The sequence below is a fragment of the Micromonospora sp. CMU55-4 genome, from assembly GCF_011602315.1.
Classification (GTDB): Bacteria; Actinomycetota; Actinomycetes; order Mycobacteriales; family Micromonosporaceae; genus Micromonospora; species Micromonospora chalcea.
In genome coordinates this window covers 559,997-574,519 of sequence record NZ_JAAOLH010000002.1, presented here as the reverse complement: position 1 = coordinate 574,519, position 14,523 = coordinate 559,997, and the positions used below count along the sequence as shown (strand labels likewise).

Genomic DNA, 14,523 nt, shown 5'->3' with positions numbered 1-14,523 from the left:
AGCTTCTCCGGGGTTCAGGACTCGCGCAGCGAGCGGCCGGTCTTGGTGAGGAAGACGTCGTCGAGGCTGGGCCGATGCAGCTCGATCGAGCGCAGGTCCAGCCCGGCGTGGTCGATGCGGCGCAGCACCTGCGGGATGGCGGTGGCGCCCTCGTCGACGTAGAGGCGCAGGCCGCCCTCGTCGACGGTCTCCAGCTTGCTCACGTACGCCTCGGTGTCGAGCAGTTCGGCGGCGCGCGGGGTGCTCGGGGCGTCCAGTCCGACGATCACCACCTCGCCGGAGATCTCCCGCTTCAGCTCGGCCGGCGTGCCCTCGGCGACGATCTCGCCGTGATCCATGATCGCGATGCGGTCGCAGAGCGCGTCCGCCTCGTCCAGGTAGTGCGTGGTGATGAAGACGGTCATCCCCTCGGTACGCAGCCGGCGGATCTCGTCCCACATGTGCGCGCGGCTCTGCGGGTCGAGGCCGGTGGTCGGCTCGTCCAGGAAGACGATCTTCGGCTCGTGGATGATGCCGAGCGCGATCTCGACCCGCCGGCGCTGGCCGCCGGAGTAGGTCTTGCACTTGCGGTCGGCGTACTCGGTGAGCTGGAAGGCTTCGAGCGCGCGCTCGGCGCGTCGGTGCGCCTCGGCCTTGCTGATGCCGTAGAGGCGGGCCTGGAGCACCAGCTCCTCGCGGGCGCTCGACTCGTCCCAGGTGCTGCCGCCCTGGGCCACGTACCCGATCCGGCGGCGCACCTCGGCCGGGTCCTTGCGCAGGTCGGCGCCGGCCACGGTGGCCTCGCCGCCGTCCGGCTCGATGAGCGTGGCGAGCATCCGCAGCGTGGTGGTCTTGCCGGCGCCGTTGGGCCCGAGGAAGCCGAAGATCTCCCCCTCGGCGACGTCGAGGTTGACGCCGCGGACGGCGTCCACGGTCTTCGTCTCGCGACCCTCGCGGGAGCGGTACGACTTCCGCAACCCCCTGGTCTCGATCATTTCTGCTCCTGGTCGTCCGGGCGGGCCTGACCGGCCGCCGATCGTCCGCGAGGACGCACGAATCCCCCGCGATTCCTGCCGAGGCTAACGCGATATAGCTTCTTTGGTCAACGTTGATTATGTCGTGTCATCGGGAGCCGTCGGTCCAGCCCGACCAGCCCTCGGCCCGCTCCATCCCATCGGGCAGGTACGACACTCCCGACTCGATCCGCTCCGCGATCCGCTCGCACCACGCCGTCTCCGCCTCGGCGCGGGCCAGCCACAGCTCGAACATCCACCCGACGTGCACCGGCTTGCGGGTGCGTACCCAGTCCGAGTCGAGCGAGGCGCGCATCGACTCGACCCCGGCGCGAAGGAGGTTCGCCCGGTTGCGCAGCGCCGCCGCGGCCTCCTCGCGCGGCATCGCCGGCAGGAAGGAGAACGCCGCCACGAACGGGTCCGGCGGCTCCTGCACCTGCCACCACTGCGCGCGCAGCAGCGTCTCGAACTCGTCCTCCCCCTTCGCCGTCACCTCGTACGTGGTGCGGGCCGGGCGGGCGCCCACCTGCTCGACCGAGACGGTCCGCAGCAGGCCCTCGTCGGTGAGTTTGCGCAGCGCGTGGTAGATCGAGCCGGGCTGCACGTTGGCCCACTTGTCCGCGCTCCAGCTCAGCAGCTCACGGCGCACGTCGTAGCCGTGCACCGGCTGCATCCACCGGACCAGGCCCAGAATCATCATCCTCGTTGCCGACACCGGACAAGCGTAATAGACAAATTTGACTACAGTGCCGCATCCCACACTGAGCGATCGTTAGGCTCCGCAGGTAGGCCGCTAAACTCCCGGCAACGACCTCCCGGGAGGAGCCTCAAGGTGCGCAAGGTTCTCATCGCCAACCGCGGCGAGATCGCCGTCCGCGTCATTCGCGCCTGTCGCGACGCCGGCCTGGCGAGCGTCGCCGTCTACGCGGACTCCGACCGGGACGCCCTGCACGCCACGCTCGCCGACGAGGCGTACGCGCTCGGCGGCGACACCGCCGCGGACAGCTACCTGCGCATCGACAAGCTGATCGACGTCGCGGCCCGGTCCGGCGCGGACGCGGTGCACCCCGGCTACGGCTTCCTCTCCGAGAACGCCGACTTCGCCCAGGCCGTCATCGACGCCGGGCTCACCTGGATCGGCCCCACCCCGCAGGCGATCCGCGACCTCGGCGACAAGGTGACCGCCCGGCACATCGCGCAGCGGGCCGGCGCGCCGCTGGTGCCCGGCACCCCGGACCCGGTGGGCAACGCGGACGAGGTGATGGCGTTCGCCGTCGACCACGGCCTGCCGGTCGCCATCAAGGCCGCCTTCGGCGGTGGCGGGCGCGGCCTCAAGGTCGCCCGCACCATGGAGGAGATCCCGCACCTGTTCGAGTCGGCCACCCGCGAGGCGGTCGCCGCGTTCGGCCGGGGCGAGTGCTTCGTCGAGCGCTACCTCGACAAGCCGCGCCACGTCGAGGCGCAGGTGCTGGCCGACCAGCACGGCAACGTGATCGTGGTGGGCACCCGGGACTGCTCGTTGCAGCGCCGGCACCAGAAGCTGGTCGAGGAGGCGCCCGCGCCGTTCCTCACCGACGCCCAGCGCGCCCAGATCCACGACAGCGCCAAGGCCATCTGCCGCGAGGCCGGCTATCACGGCGCCGGCACCGTGGAATACCTGGTCGGCGCGGACGGCACGATCTCCTTCCTGGAGGTGAACACCCGGCTCCAGGTCGAGCACCCGGTGACCGAGGAGACCGCCGGCATCGACCTGGTACGCGAGCAGTTCCGCATCGCCGACGGGGAGAAGCTGCGCTTCACCGAGGACCCGACGCCGCGCGGACACGCCATCGAGTTCCGGATCAACGGCGAGGACCCGGGCCGCAACTTCCTGCCCGCCCCGGGCACCGTCACCGCGCTGCGCCTGCCCTCCGGGCCGGGCGTGCGGGTGGACACCGGCATCTCGGCCGGCGACGTGATCGGCGGCAACTTCGACTCGCTGCTCGCCAAGGTGATCATCGTCGGCGAGACGCGCGCCGAGGCGCTGGAGCGGGCCCGCCGGGCGCTCGACGAGATGGTGGTCGACGGCATGGCCACCGCGCTGCCCTTCCACCGCCTGGTGATCCGCGACGAGGCGTTCACCGCCGAACCGTTCACCGTGCACACTCGGTGGATCGAGACCGAGTGGGACAACACCGTACCGGCGTTCACCGCCGCCGCCGGCGCCGCCGACGAGCCGGCCGAGCGCGAGACCGTCGTGGTCGAGGTGGGCGGCAAGCGGCTGGAGGTCGTCCTCCCCGCCGGGCTCGGCGCGGGTACGGCGGCAGCCGCGCCCGCCGCGAAGAAGCCGGCCCGCCGGGGCGGCGGAGGCAAGGCGGGTGCCGCGGTCAGCGGCGATACGCTCACCTCCCCGATGCAGGGCACGATCGTGAAGATCGCGGTCGCCGACGGCGACGAGGTGGCCGAGGGCGACCTGGTCGTGGTGCTGGAGGCGATGAAGATGGAGCAGCCGCTGCACGCGCACAAGGCCGGCACGGTCAGCGGGCTCGCCGCCGAGGTCGGCGCGGTGATCACGTCCGGCGCCGCGATCTGCACCATCGCCTGAGGTGTAAGGAAGGGCCCCTTCTTAACGCCTGAGGTAGTGAAGGGGCCCCTTCTTAACAGCGCGAGGCCGGGTGGTGTGAGCCACCACCGGGGGCGGGCACGGCCCGGGGCGGGAATGATGGCCGGGTGCGGTTCCTTCACGGCGCGGTCCCCGCGCACGACCTGACCTACAACGACGTCTTCATGGCGCCCAACCGGTCCGAGGTGGGCTCCCGGCTCGACGTCGACCTGGCCACCACCGACGGGACGGGTACCACCATCCCGCTCGTGGTGGCGAACATGACGGCCGTCGCGGGCCGGCGGATGGCCGAGACGGTGGCCCGGCGCGGCGCGGTGGCGGTGATCCCACAGGACATCCCGATCGAGGTCGTCGCCGACGTGGTGGGCTGGGTCAAGCAGCGGCACCTGGTGCACGACACGGCGATCGCCCTCGGCCCGACCGACACCGTCGGCGACGCCATCCATCTGCTGCCGAAGCGGTCGCACGGCGCGGTGGTGGTGGTCGACGGGGACGGCCGGCCGATGGGCGTGGTGACCGAGGCGGACACCGTCGGGGTGGACCGCTTCGCCCAGCTCCGGCACGTGATGTCGACCGAGCTGCACACCGTGCCGGCGGACGCGGACCCGCGTACCGGATTCGACCGGCTGTCGGCGGGCCGGCGGCGGATCGCGCCGGTGGTGGACGGCGACGGCCGCCTGGTCGGGGTGCTGACCCGGCAGGGCGCGCTGCGCGCCACGCTGTACAAGCCCGCGGTGGACGACCGGGGGCGGTTGCGGATCGCCGCCGCCGTGGGCATCAACGGCGACGTCACCGGCAAGGCCGCCGCGCTGCTGGAGGCCGGGGTGGACACGCTCGTCGTGGACACCGCGCACGGGCACCAGGAGCGGATGCTCCAGGCGCTGCGGGCGGTCCGCCGGCTGGACCCGCCGGTGCCGGTGGCGGCGGGGAACGTGGTCACCGCTGATGGCGTACGCGACCTGGTCGACGCCGGTGCGGACATCGTGAAGGTGGGTGTCGGGCCGGGCGCGATGTGCACCACCCGGATGATGACCGGCGTGGGCCGTCCGCAGTTCTCCGCGGTGCTCGACTGCGCCGCGGCGGCCCGCTCGCTGGGGCGGCACGTGTGGGCCGACGGCGGCGTACGCCACCCGCGCGACGTGGCGCTGGCGCTGGCCGCGGGCGCGTCGAACGTGATGATCGGCTCCTGGTTCGCCGGCACCTACGAGTCCCCCGGCGACCTGTACACCGACGCCGACGGGCGGCGCTACAAGGAGAGCTTCGGCATGGCGTCCTCGCGTGCGGTGAGCGCCCGTACGGCCGAGGACAGCGCGTTCGACAGGGCCCGGAAGGCGATCTTCGAGGAGGGCATCTCCTCGGCCCGGATGTACCTGGACCCGAACCGGCCCGGCGTCGAGGACCTGATCGACGAGATCATCTCCGGGGTGCGCAGCGCGTTCACCTACGCGGGCGCGCGCAGCCTGGAGGAGTTCCACGAGCGGGCGCTCGTCGGTGTGCAGAGCGCCGCCGGCTACACCGAGGGGATGCCGCTGCCGACGAGCTGGTGACGTTCGGTCCCGCTCAGTCGAACAACCGCCTGATCACGGTACGGGCGGCAGCCTCCGGGTCGTCGCCCACCCGTGGCGGCAGCGCGCCGGAGAGCCAGAGCGTGGCGAAGCCGTGCACGATCGACCAGGCGGCGAGCGCGTCGGCGTCCGGCTCCCGCCCGGTGTGCCGGGCCACCCCCTCGCGCAGCACGTCGCCGGAGCGGGCGCGGGCGGCGACCAGCTCCGGGTCGTCGGCCCGGTACAGCTCGGGCCGGAACATGACGTCGAAGTGCGCCCGGTGCCGCACCGCGAACCCGACGTAGGCCACGCCGGTGTCGAGCAGGTCGTCCCCGGCCTGCCGCAACGCGTCGGCGAGCAGGTCGAAGCCCTGGGTGGCGAACGCGGTGAGCAGCCCGGCCTTGTCGCCGAAGTGGTGCGCCGGCGCGGCGTGCGAGACCCCGGCGCGCCGAGCCAGCTCACGCAGGCTCAGCGCGGCCGGTCCGGACTCGGCGATCGCCTCGGCGGCGGTGCTCAGCAGGACGCGGCGGAGGTCGCCGTGGTGGTACGAGGCCATGCAGTCACCCTAACTTGTCATTGACAAGATGGCACCATCGCCGCAATCTTGTCAGCGACAAGATTTTCGTCGGAGGGATCGACAATGGCACCCCTGATCGCACTGCTCGCCGGCACCGCGCTGGCCCGGATAGCCGGCCTGCTCGGCGTGGACGCCCTGGACGGGTGGCACCCCGCGCTGCGAGTGGGGCTGGCGCTGATGTTCGTGCTGACCGGCGTGGCCCACTTCGTGTCCCGCCGCGCCGGCCTCATCGCGATGGTCCCGCCGTCGCTGCCCCGGCCGGCCTTGCTGGTCACCGTCACCGGCGTACTGGAACTGGCCGGCGCGCTCGCGCTGCTGTTCCCGGCCACCGCGCGCCCGGCGGCGGCCGGGCTGGCACTGCTGATGCTCGCCATGTTCCCGGCCAACGTGTCAGCCGCACGGCGACGCCTCATGCTCGCCGGGCGCCCGGTGACGCCGCTCGGCGTCCGTACCGTGCTCCAGGTCGTCTTCGTGGCCGCGGCGCTGGCGGTGACCCTCGGCGGATGACCCGCCGCGGGCCCGGCGACCCCGCCCGCCCACGCCGACCGGCGGAACCCGGCTCAGGCCCGGGACGGCTCCGCTTCGGCGGGCTGGGACTCCCCGGTCTCCCCGTGGCGAACTGTCGGCAGGCGCAGGCAGGCGACCAGACCGATCAGCAGGAAGCCGGCGCCCGCGAACGCCGCGTACCGGGTGGCGTCGGAGAACGCCGCCTTCGCCTCCTCGGCGATCGGCGCGGTACGCGGGTCCGCCTCCAGCCCGCCGATCGCCGCGCCGGCGCTCTCCTTGACCGCGCTGACCACCTGGTCCCGCTGGGCCGGGTCGAGTCCGGGCTGGTCGGCCAGGCGGTCGCCGAGCAGCCCGCCGAGGCCGGCGAAGAGCACGGTGCCGAGGACCGCGATGCCGAGCGCGGAGCCGACCTGCCGGGCGGTGCTCTGCAGGCCCGAGCCCTGGCCGCTGCGGCGTACCGGCACCTCGGACAGCGAGACGCCGGTGAGCTGGGCGGTGGCCAGGCCGACGCCGACGCCGTAGACGAACAGGAAGCCCACCGGCGCCCACCAGCTGGTGTCCGGCGCGACCACGAATCCGAGCCCGGCCACGCCGACCAGTTCGGCGGCGACACCGAGCTGGACCACCCGGGCCGCGCCCCAGCGCTGAGTCAGCGGCGCGCCGATGCCGCTGGCCAGGAAGCTGCCGACGGCGAGCGGCAGCAGCGCCAGGCCGGTCCGGAAGGCGCTGTAGCCGAGCACGTTCTGGAACCACAGCGGCAGCGCGAACAGCAGGCCGAACTCGCCCAGGCTGACGATCGCGGCGGCCAGGATGCCGTTGCGGAACGAGCCGATGCCGAACAGCGACAGGTCGAGCAGCGCCGGACGGCCGGCCCGGTTGCGGCGTACCTGCTGGGTCAGGAAGAGCCCGAGCGCGGCGAGCCCGAGGAGCGCGGCCACCGGCACCGGTGAGATCGACGCGGTCCAGTCCAGCCCGAAGAGGCTGAACGGCCGTTCCCGCTCCCACCAGCCGTAGGTGCGGCCCTCGATCAGCGCGAAGACCACGCCGGTCATGCCGATCACGGAGAGCAGCGCGCCGGTGAGGTCCAGGCCGCGTTCGGCCCGGTCGTCGCGGGACTCGGCCACCAGCACGAGCGTCGCCACGATCACGGCGAGGCTGACCGGGACGTTGATGCCGAAGGCCCACCGCCAGGAGTACGTGGTGGTGAGCCAGCCGCCGAGCAGCGGCCCGAGCGCTGCCGCGCCACCGATGGTGGAGCCCCAGACGGCGAACGCGATGCCCTTCTCCCGGCCGGTGAAGTTGGCGTTGAGCAGGGAGAGCGAGGTGGGCAGCATCATCGCCCCGCCGACGCCCTGGAGCACCCGGGCGGCGATGAGCGTCTCGCCGGAGCCGGCGAGCGCGGCGAGGACGCTGGCGACCACGAACACTGTGACGCCGACGAGAAACATCCGCCGCCGTCCGGACCGGTCGGCGAAGCGGCCGGCGACCAGCAGCAACGCGGCGAAGACCAGGGTGTACGCCTCCTGCACCCACTGCGCGTCGGTGGAGGTGATGTCGAGGTCCCGGATGATCTGCGGCACCGCGACGTTCACGATGGTGGCGTCCACGATGATCATCGCTACGCCGAGGCTGATGGCCAGCAGCCCGAACCAGCGTCCGCGCCCGTCGCCGCGCATGGCGCCCTCCCTTTAGCTAGATTTTCTAGCTACCCGAAGTGCTAGCTTTATCCCATGGAGGGGGTGCCGTCAACCGGGGAGCCCGCACCGGGTCCGCCGCCGAGCAGCGAGACCTCCCGGGCGCTGCGCGAGGTGCTGCGGATCGCCGGTGACACCCGGGCCGCGCTGGCCCGCCGCCTGGGCCTCAACTCGACCGACGCCGCCGCGATCCATCACCTGATCTCCAGCCCGGAGCCACTGGGCCCGGTCGAACTGGGCAACCGGCTCGGCATCCGGTCCGCCTCGGCGACCACGCTCGTGGACCGGCTGGTGCAGGCCGGTCACGTCGCCCGGGCCCCGCACCCGCACGACCGGCGTCGGCTCAGCCTCCAGGTGACCGAGAGCGGCGTGGGTGAGGTGCTGGAGGCGCTGCGCCCGATGCTCGTCGGCGTCGACCGGGCGGTCTCCCGGCTCACCCCCGAGCAGGCCGAGGCCACCACAGCGTTCCTGCGCGAGGTCACCGAGGTGATGCGCGAGTACGTCGCCACCGCCCCGGACGAGCCTCCGCGCGCCCGCGCCGACCGCGGCTGAGGAGATTCTCAGAAATAGTTTGGGCCCTGATGGTTCGGGAGCTAATCTGACGCTCGTGAACATGGGCCCGCTCGTCCGCTTCCCCGACGCCCTGCACCACGCGCCACTCGGCCGGCTGGTCTCCATCGCCGGCCACGTCGTCGAGCAGCACTGGGGGCGTTACCTCGCCGAACACCACGGGCTCACGTCCGCCGGCATGCGGGTCCTGATGATCCTCCTCCGATCCGGCGACGTGAGCCACCGGGAAATGGCCGAGCTGTGCTTCGTCCGGCCCGCCACGCTCACCGGCATCGTGGACACCCTCGAACGCGACGGCTTCGTCACCAGGCGCCGCGCGCCCGAGGACCGCCGCACCGTCCGGCTCGCCCTCACCGACAAGGGCGGCGAGCACGCCCGCACCATCATCGACATGATCCACAGCGACCGGCCACTGACGTCCGTCGACGCCGACCCGGACAAGCGGGCGGTCATCCGCGAGTTCCTGATCGAAATCATCACCGGCATGTCCGACGGAGACCTCCGTCGGTTGAACCGGGACAGCGAGTCCGACACCGAGCCGCCAACGGGGAGCCATCCGTGTTGATCCGCCTGCTCCGCACACATCTACGCCCGTACCGACGATGGCTGGTCGCCGTGGTGGCGTTCCAGTTCGTCGGCACCATCGCCTCGCTCTACCTGCCCAGCCTCAACGCCGACATCATCGACCGCGGCGTCGCCGTCGGCGACACCGACCAGATCCTGCGTACGGGCGGCTGGATGCTGCTGGTCAGCCTGCTCCAGATCGCCTGCTCGATCGCCGCCGTCTACTTCGGGGCGAAGACCGCGATGGGCTTCGGCCGCGACGTGCGGGGCGCCATCTTCCGGCGGGTGAACAGCTTCTCCGCCCGCGAGGTGGCCCGGTTCGGCGCGCCGTCCCTGATCACCCGCAACACCAACGACGTCCAGCAGGTGCAGATGCTGGTGCTGCTGAGCTGCACCATGCTGGTCGCCGCGCCGATCATGAGCGTCGGCGGCGTGGTGATGGCGCTGCGCGAGGACGTCGGGCTCTCCTGGCTGATGCTGGTCTGCGTACCGGTGCTCGCCGTCGCGCTGGGCCTGATCATCCGCCGGATGGTGCCGGGCTTCCGGCTCATGCAGACCCGGATCGACACCGTCAACCGGGTGATGCGCGAGCAGATCACCGGCATCCGGGTGGTCCGGGCCTTCGTCCGGGAGCCGTACGAGACCGACCGGTTCCGGGCGGCGAACACCGACCTGACCGCCACCGCGCTGCGGATCGGACGGCTCCAGGCGCTGATCTTCCCGATCGTGATGCTGGTCCTGAACGTCTCCAGCGTCGCGGTGCTCTGGTTCGGCGCGGCGCGCGTCGACTCCGGCCAGATCCAGGTCGGCGCGCTGACCGCGTTCCTGCAGTACCTGATGCAGATCCTGATGGCGGTCATGATGGCCACCTTCATGCTGATGATGGTGCCCCGGGCCGCGGTCTGCGCCGAACGCATCGAGGAGGTGCTGGACACCGACTCGTCGGTGGTGCCGGCGCCCGACCCGGTCACCGAGGTCACCGGCCACGGCGAGCTGGAACTGCGCGGCGCCGGATTCCAGTACCCGGGCGCGAGCGCGCCGGTGCTGCACGACATCTCGTTCCGCGCCGAACCGGGCCGGACCACCGCGATCATCGGCTCCACCGGCGCCGGCAAGACGACGCTGCTGACCCTGATCCCCCGGCTCGTCGACCCGACCGCCGGCGCCGTCCTGGTCGACGGCGTGGACGTCCGGGAACTCGCCCCGGAGGAGCTGTGGCGGCGGATCGGGCTGGTACCCCAGCGGCCGTACCTGTTCAGCGGCACCGTCGCCAGCAACCTGCGGTACGGCAACCCGGACGCCACCGACGCGGACCTGTGGGCCGCGCTGGAGATCGCCCAGGCGCGTGACTTCGTCGCCGAGATGGCGGGCGGACTGGACGCGCCGATCGCGCAGGGCGGCACGAACGTCTCCGGTGGCCAGCGGCAACGGCTGGCGATCGCCCGCGCGCTCGTACGCAAACCGGAGATCTATCTCTTCGACGACTCCTTCTCCGCGCTCGACCTCGGCACGGACGCCCGGCTGCGGGCCGCCCTCAAGCCGGTCACCGCGGACGCGGCGGTGGTGATCGTGGCCCAGCGGGTCTCCACGATCGTCGACGCCGACCAGATCATCGTGCTCGAGGACGGGGGTGTCGTCGGGATGGGACGACATGAGGAACTGCTGGAGAGCTGCCCCACGTACGCCGAGATCGTGGCGTCGCAGCAGACGGCGGAGGTGGCCGCGTGAGTGCGCCGGTACCGCAGCAGAAGAACGAACCGAAGCGGCTGCCTCCGGCCGGACGCCGGCCCGCCGGTGGACCGCCGCACATGAACATGGGCATGCCGGCCGAGAAGGCGATGAACTTCGGGCCGTCGGCGCGCCGCCTGCTGGGGCGGCTGCGGCCGTACCGGCTCCAGCTCACCGGCGTGCTCGCGCTGGCCCTGGGCAGCGTCGGGCTCAGCGTCGTCGGACCGAAGGTGCTCGGCCACGCCACCGACATCATCTTCAGCGGGGTGATCGGGCGGCAGCTCCCACCCGGCACCACCACCGAGGCGGCGGCGGAGGCGGCCCGCGCCGAGGGCAACGGCAACTTCGCCGACATGCTGGCCCGGATGGACGTCATCCCCGGCGCCGGCATCGACTTCGACGCGCTGGGCCGGGTGCTGGCGTTCGCGGTGGTGCTCTACATCGGCGCGAGCATCCTGCAGTGGGCGCAGGGCTGGGTGCTCAACGGGGTGGTGCAGCGCACCGTGCTCAAGCTGCGCGCCGACGTGGAGGACAAGCTCAACCGGCTGCCGCTGCCGTACTTCGACAAGCAGCCCCGGGGTGAGCTGCTGAGCCGGGTCACGAACGACATCGACAACGTGTCGCAGACGCTGCAGCAGACGCTCAGCCAGTTGCTCACGTCGCTGCTCACAGTCGTCGGCGTACTCGGAATGATGTTCTGGATCTCGCCGTTGCTGGCGCTGGTCGCGCTGGTCGCGGTGCCGCTGTCGGTGGTGGTCACCGGCCAGATCGCGAAGCGGTCCCAGGGCAAGTTCATCGCGCAGTGGAAGCACACCGGCGAGCTGAACGGCCAGATCGAGGAGGCGTACACCGGGCACGAGCTGGTCAAGGTCTTCGGCCGGCAGAAGGAGGTCGAGGCCGCCTTCCACGCCAAGAACGAGGAGTTGTTCCGGGCCAGCTTCGGCGCGCAGTTCGTCTCCGGCATCATCATGCCGGCGATGTTCTTCATCGGGAACCTCAGCTACGTCGCGATCGCGGTGGTCGGCGGGCTGCGGGTGGCGTCGGGCTCGATGAGCCTCGGTGACGTGCAGGCGTTCATCCAGTACTCGCGGCAGTTCACCCAGCCACTCACCCAGGTCGCCTCGATGGCCAACCTGCTGCAGTCCGGCGTGGCCTCGGCCGAGCGGGTCTTCGCCGTGCTCGACGCCGACGAGCAGAGCCCCGACCCGGCCGAGCCGGCCCGGATCGCCGACCCGCACGGGCGGGTCGAGTTCGAGCACGTCTCCTTCCGGTACGACCCGGAGAAGCCGCTCATCGACGACCTGTCCCTGGTCGCCGAGCCGGGCCACACGGTCGCCATCGTCGGTCCCACCGGCGCGGGCAAGACCACGCTGGTCAACCTGGTCATGCGGTTCTACGAGCTGGACGCCGGCCGGATCACGCTGGACGGGGTGGACATCTCCACGATGCGCCGCGACGACCTGCGCGGCCGGATCGGCATGGTGCTGCAGGACACCTGGCTGTTCGGCGGCACCATCCGGGACAACATCGCCTACGGCCGCCCGGACGCCACCGAGGAGGAGATCCTCGCCGCCGCGCGGGCCACGTTCGTGGACCGGTTCGTCCGCAGCCTGCCGGACGGCTACGACACCGTGATCGACGAGGAGGGCAGCAACGTCAGCGCCGGCGAGAAGCAGCTCATCACCATCGCCCGCGCGTTCCTGGCCGAGCCGTCGCTGCTGATCCTGGACGAGGCGACAAGCTCGGTGGACACCCGCACCGAGGTGCTGCTCCAGCGCGCCATGGCGGCGCTGCGCTCGGACCGGACGAGCTTCGTCATCGCGCACCGGCTCTCCACCATCCGCGACGCCGACCTGATCCTGATGATGGAGCAGGGCCGGATCGTGGAGCAGGGCACCCACGAGCAGCTCGTCGCCGCCGGTGGCGCGTACGCCCGGCTCTACCGGGCGCAGTTCACCGGCGCGGTGATCACCGACGAGGTTCCGGCGCCGGCACCGGCCGGCCCGCCGAACGGAATGCGTGCCGGCGCCGGCACGCCGGTCGGGAACTGACGTGGACCCGGCCACAGGTCCGACACCGGTCCCCGTCCGGGTGCCTCACCGGCACCCGGACGGGCCGGGGTCAGACCGGGAGCAGCGCCGCCGACCGGCTCGCGACCACCGCGCCGATCAGGCCCAGCGCCTGCGCGGCGGGCATCGGGTCGAGCACCCGGCCGTCGCGCAGACGCAGCGAGAGCGACCCGTCGGCCGCCTCCCGGGGGCCGACCACCCCGGTGTACGGGATGCGCCTGCGGGCCGCGTCGCGGATGCGGGCGCCGAGCGAGCCGGCATGGTCCACCTCGGCCCGCAGCCCGGCCGCCTCGGCCCGGTGGGCCAGCCCGGCGGCCGCGTCGGCCTGCGCCGCGTCGAGCGGGAGCAGCAGCAACTGCACCGGGGCGTACCAGGCCGGGAACGCGCCCTCGTGCACCTCGATCAGGTACGCGAACAGCCGCTCCATGCTGCCGACCAGGCTGCGGTGCACCATCACCGGCCGTTTCCGGCGGCCGTCCGAGTCGGTGTACGACAGGTCGAACCGCTCCGGCTTGTCGAAGTCGAGCTGGACGGTGGAGATGGTCGACTCCCGGCCGGCCGCGTCCACGATCTGAATGTCGATCTTCGGGCCGTAGAACGCGGCCTCGCCCGGCGCCTCCACGACGTCCACCCCGTCGAGCGCCGCGCGGAGCAGGTCCTCGGCCCGCGCCCAGCTCGCGTCGTCGCCCACGTACCGCTGGCCCGGCCCGCGCAACGACAGCCGCAACCCGGCGGGGCGGACGCCGAGCGCGGCGTGCGCCTCGCCGATCAGCCGCAGGACCTCGCGGACCTCGTCCCCGACCTGGTCCAGCGCGCAGAAGGTGTGCGCGTCGTTGAGCGAGATGGCGCGCACCCGGGACAGCCCGCCGAGCACCCCGGAACGCTCCGCCCGGTACATACCGCCCAGCTCGGCGATCCGCAGCGGCAGCTCCCGGTAGGAGCGCCCACGGGCGCGGAACACCAGCGCGTGATGCGGGCACAGCGCCGGACGCAGCACGAACTCGTCGTCGGCGCTCAGCCGCATCGGCGGGAACATGTCGTCGGCGAAGTAGCCGAGGTGCCCGGACAGCTCGAACAGCTCCCGTTTGCCCAGCGGCGGCGAGTAGACGTGCCGGTAGCCGGCCCGCCGCTCCAGCTCCCGCACGTACTCTTCGACGGCGTGCCGGGCGGCGGCGCCGTCCGGCAGCCAGATCGGCAGCCCGGCGCCCGCGAGCGGGTCGGAGACGAACAGCTCCAGGTCCCGGCCGAGCCTGCGGTGGTCGATCATGTCGCTCTCCTTGATCGGGTACGACCCGGAGGCGAGCAGGACCGGAACGCCGCGAAGCCCCGGAGCGGATCGCCCCGGGGCCTCGTCGACGGAAACGTCAGTGCGGCGCGCCGGGAACACCCGGCGTCGTGGTCACTACCGCGCTGCGCATGCCCCGACCGTAGACGCGCGGACGGCACCGGCGCACCTGGATTTCGGAGAGAGGGTGCGGGTCGCCGACACGGGACCTGCCGGCGACCCGCGGCGGCCCGGACATCGGGAACGGGGGACCCGACGGCTCCGGTGCCGCGTCCCGCCAACGGTACGCCGCGATCCGTCGATCCGCCGCCCCGCTCCGCGGCCCCGCCCATCCGTCACTTCCGGCCGGGTCGGCTCGTTCCACACCTACGGCCCGTCGGTGTCGCTGGTC

At 72.3% G+C, this 14,523-nt stretch carries 12 protein-coding genes; 7 read left to right on the top strand and 5 right to left on the bottom strand.

The features are described from left to right. Positions 1-14: 14 nt before the first annotated feature. Positions 15-974, bottom strand: a complete 960-nt coding sequence (locus HA073_RS05975; RefSeq protein WP_166455846.1) for an ATP-binding cassette domain-containing protein — start codon at positions 972-974, stop codon at positions 15-17. Positions 975-1,101: 127 nt separating this feature from the next. Then, positions 1,102-1,692 (bottom strand): PadR family transcriptional regulator, encoded by a 591-nt coding sequence (locus HA073_RS05970; RefSeq protein ID WP_043326691.1) that lies wholly within the window; start codon positions 1,690-1,692, stop codon positions 1,102-1,104. 132 nt (positions 1,693-1,824) lie between these two features. On the opposite strand from HA073_RS05970, the gene HA073_RS05965 reads away from it, so the two are divergent. Together HA073_RS05965 and HA073_RS05960 are read left to right on the top strand one after the other, a co-directional pair. Beyond that, positions 1,825-3,576 carry a biotin carboxylase N-terminal domain-containing protein gene (locus tag HA073_RS05965; RefSeq protein ID WP_069087149.1) on the top strand — a complete coding sequence of 584 codons (1,752 nt, stop codon included), beginning with the start codon at positions 1,825-1,827 and terminating at the stop codon, positions 3,574-3,576. Between the two features lie 125 nt (positions 3,577-3,701). Further along, entirely contained in the window at positions 3,702-5,141 is a 1,440-nt protein-coding gene (locus HA073_RS05960; RefSeq protein ID WP_043326696.1) for a GuaB1 family IMP dehydrogenase-related protein, read from the top strand. A gap of 13 nt (positions 5,142-5,154) precedes the next feature. On the opposite strand, the gene HA073_RS05955 is transcribed toward HA073_RS05960, so the two are convergent. Further along, on the bottom strand, positions 5,155-5,694 hold the full coding sequence (locus HA073_RS05955) for a TetR/AcrR family transcriptional regulator (RefSeq protein WP_064447645.1): 540 nt from the start codon (positions 5,692-5,694) through the stop codon (positions 5,155-5,157). 84 nt (positions 5,695-5,778) lie between these two features. Between HA073_RS05955 and HA073_RS05950 the strand changes: the two genes are divergently transcribed. Then, positions 5,779-6,222 carry a DoxX family membrane protein gene (locus HA073_RS05950; protein WP_113972046.1) on the top strand — a complete coding sequence of 148 codons (444 nt, stop codon included), beginning with the start codon at positions 5,779-5,781 and terminating at the stop codon, positions 6,220-6,222. A gap of 53 nt (positions 6,223-6,275) precedes the next feature. Here HA073_RS05950 and HA073_RS05945 read toward each other — a convergent pair whose 3' ends face one another. After that, the gene (locus HA073_RS05945) at positions 6,276-7,898 is read right to left on the bottom strand and encodes an MFS transporter (RefSeq protein ID WP_043326702.1); all 1,623 of its coding nucleotides are present in this window, start codon (positions 7,896-7,898) and stop codon (positions 6,276-6,278) included. Between the two features lie 54 nt (positions 7,899-7,952). On the opposite strand from HA073_RS05945, the gene HA073_RS05940 reads away from it, so the two are divergent. The 4 genes from HA073_RS05940 to HA073_RS05925 all read left to right on the top strand — a co-directional run bounded on the left by HA073_RS05940 (position 7,953) and on the right by HA073_RS05925 (position 12,829). Then, entirely contained in the window at positions 7,953-8,468 is a 516-nt protein-coding gene (locus HA073_RS05940) for a MarR family winged helix-turn-helix transcriptional regulator (RefSeq protein ID WP_064447643.1), read from the top strand. A 61-nt stretch (positions 8,469-8,529) separates the two neighbouring features. Continuing rightward, positions 8,530-9,051 carry a MarR family winged helix-turn-helix transcriptional regulator gene (locus HA073_RS05935; RefSeq protein WP_043330646.1) on the top strand — a complete coding sequence of 174 codons (522 nt, stop codon included), beginning with the start codon at positions 8,530-8,532 and terminating at the stop codon, positions 9,049-9,051. Next, complete coding sequence (locus tag HA073_RS05930) at positions 9,045-10,778, top strand: ABC transporter ATP-binding protein (RefSeq protein WP_030501234.1); 1,734 nt, start codon at positions 9,045-9,047, stop codon at positions 10,776-10,778. The genes HA073_RS05935 and HA073_RS05930 overlap by 7 nt, the downstream gene beginning before the upstream one ends. Continuing rightward, the gene (locus HA073_RS05925) at positions 10,775-12,829 is read left to right on the top strand and encodes an ABC transporter ATP-binding protein (protein WP_043326707.1); all 2,055 of its coding nucleotides are present in this window, start codon (positions 10,775-10,777) and stop codon (positions 12,827-12,829) included. The genes HA073_RS05930 and HA073_RS05925 overlap by 4 nt, the downstream gene beginning before the upstream one ends. A gap of 70 nt (positions 12,830-12,899) precedes the next feature. Here the strand turns inward: HA073_RS05925 and thrS are convergent, their stop codons facing one another. Beyond that, a complete protein-coding gene (thrS, locus tag HA073_RS05920) occupies positions 12,900-14,114 on the bottom strand; it encodes a threonine--tRNA ligase (RefSeq protein WP_166455845.1) in 1,215 nt (404 codons plus the stop codon). Positions 14,115-14,523: the final 409 nt, after the last annotated feature.

Excerpts from the sequence above, each read along its gene's own strand:
- HA073_RS05975 (WP_166455846.1), bottom strand. The coding sequence starts at position 974 with ATGATCGAGACCAGGGGGTTGCGGAAGTCGTACCGCTCCCGCGAGGGT.
- HA073_RS05970 (WP_043326691.1), bottom strand. The coding sequence starts at position 1,692 with ATGATGATTCTGGGCCTGGTCCGGTGGATGCAGCCGGTGCACGGCTAC.
- HA073_RS05955 (WP_064447645.1), bottom strand. The coding sequence starts at position 5,694 with ATGGCCTCGTACCACCACGGCGACCTCCGCCGCGTCCTGCTGAGCACC.
- HA073_RS05950 (WP_113972046.1), top strand. The coding sequence starts at position 5,779 with ATGGCACCCCTGATCGCACTGCTCGCCGGCACCGCGCTGGCCCGGATA.
- HA073_RS05945 (WP_043326702.1), bottom strand. The coding sequence starts at position 7,898 with ATGCGCGGCGACGGGCGCGGACGCTGGTTCGGGCTGCTGGCCATCAGC.
- HA073_RS05940 (WP_064447643.1), top strand. The coding sequence starts at position 7,953 with ATGGAGGGGGTGCCGTCAACCGGGGAGCCCGCACCGGGTCCGCCGCCG.
- HA073_RS05935 (WP_043330646.1), top strand. The coding sequence starts at position 8,530 with ATGGGCCCGCTCGTCCGCTTCCCCGACGCCCTGCACCACGCGCCACTC.
- thrS (WP_166455845.1), bottom strand. The coding sequence starts at position 14,114 with ATGATCGACCACCGCAGGCTCGGCCGGGACCTGGAGCTGTTCGTCTCC.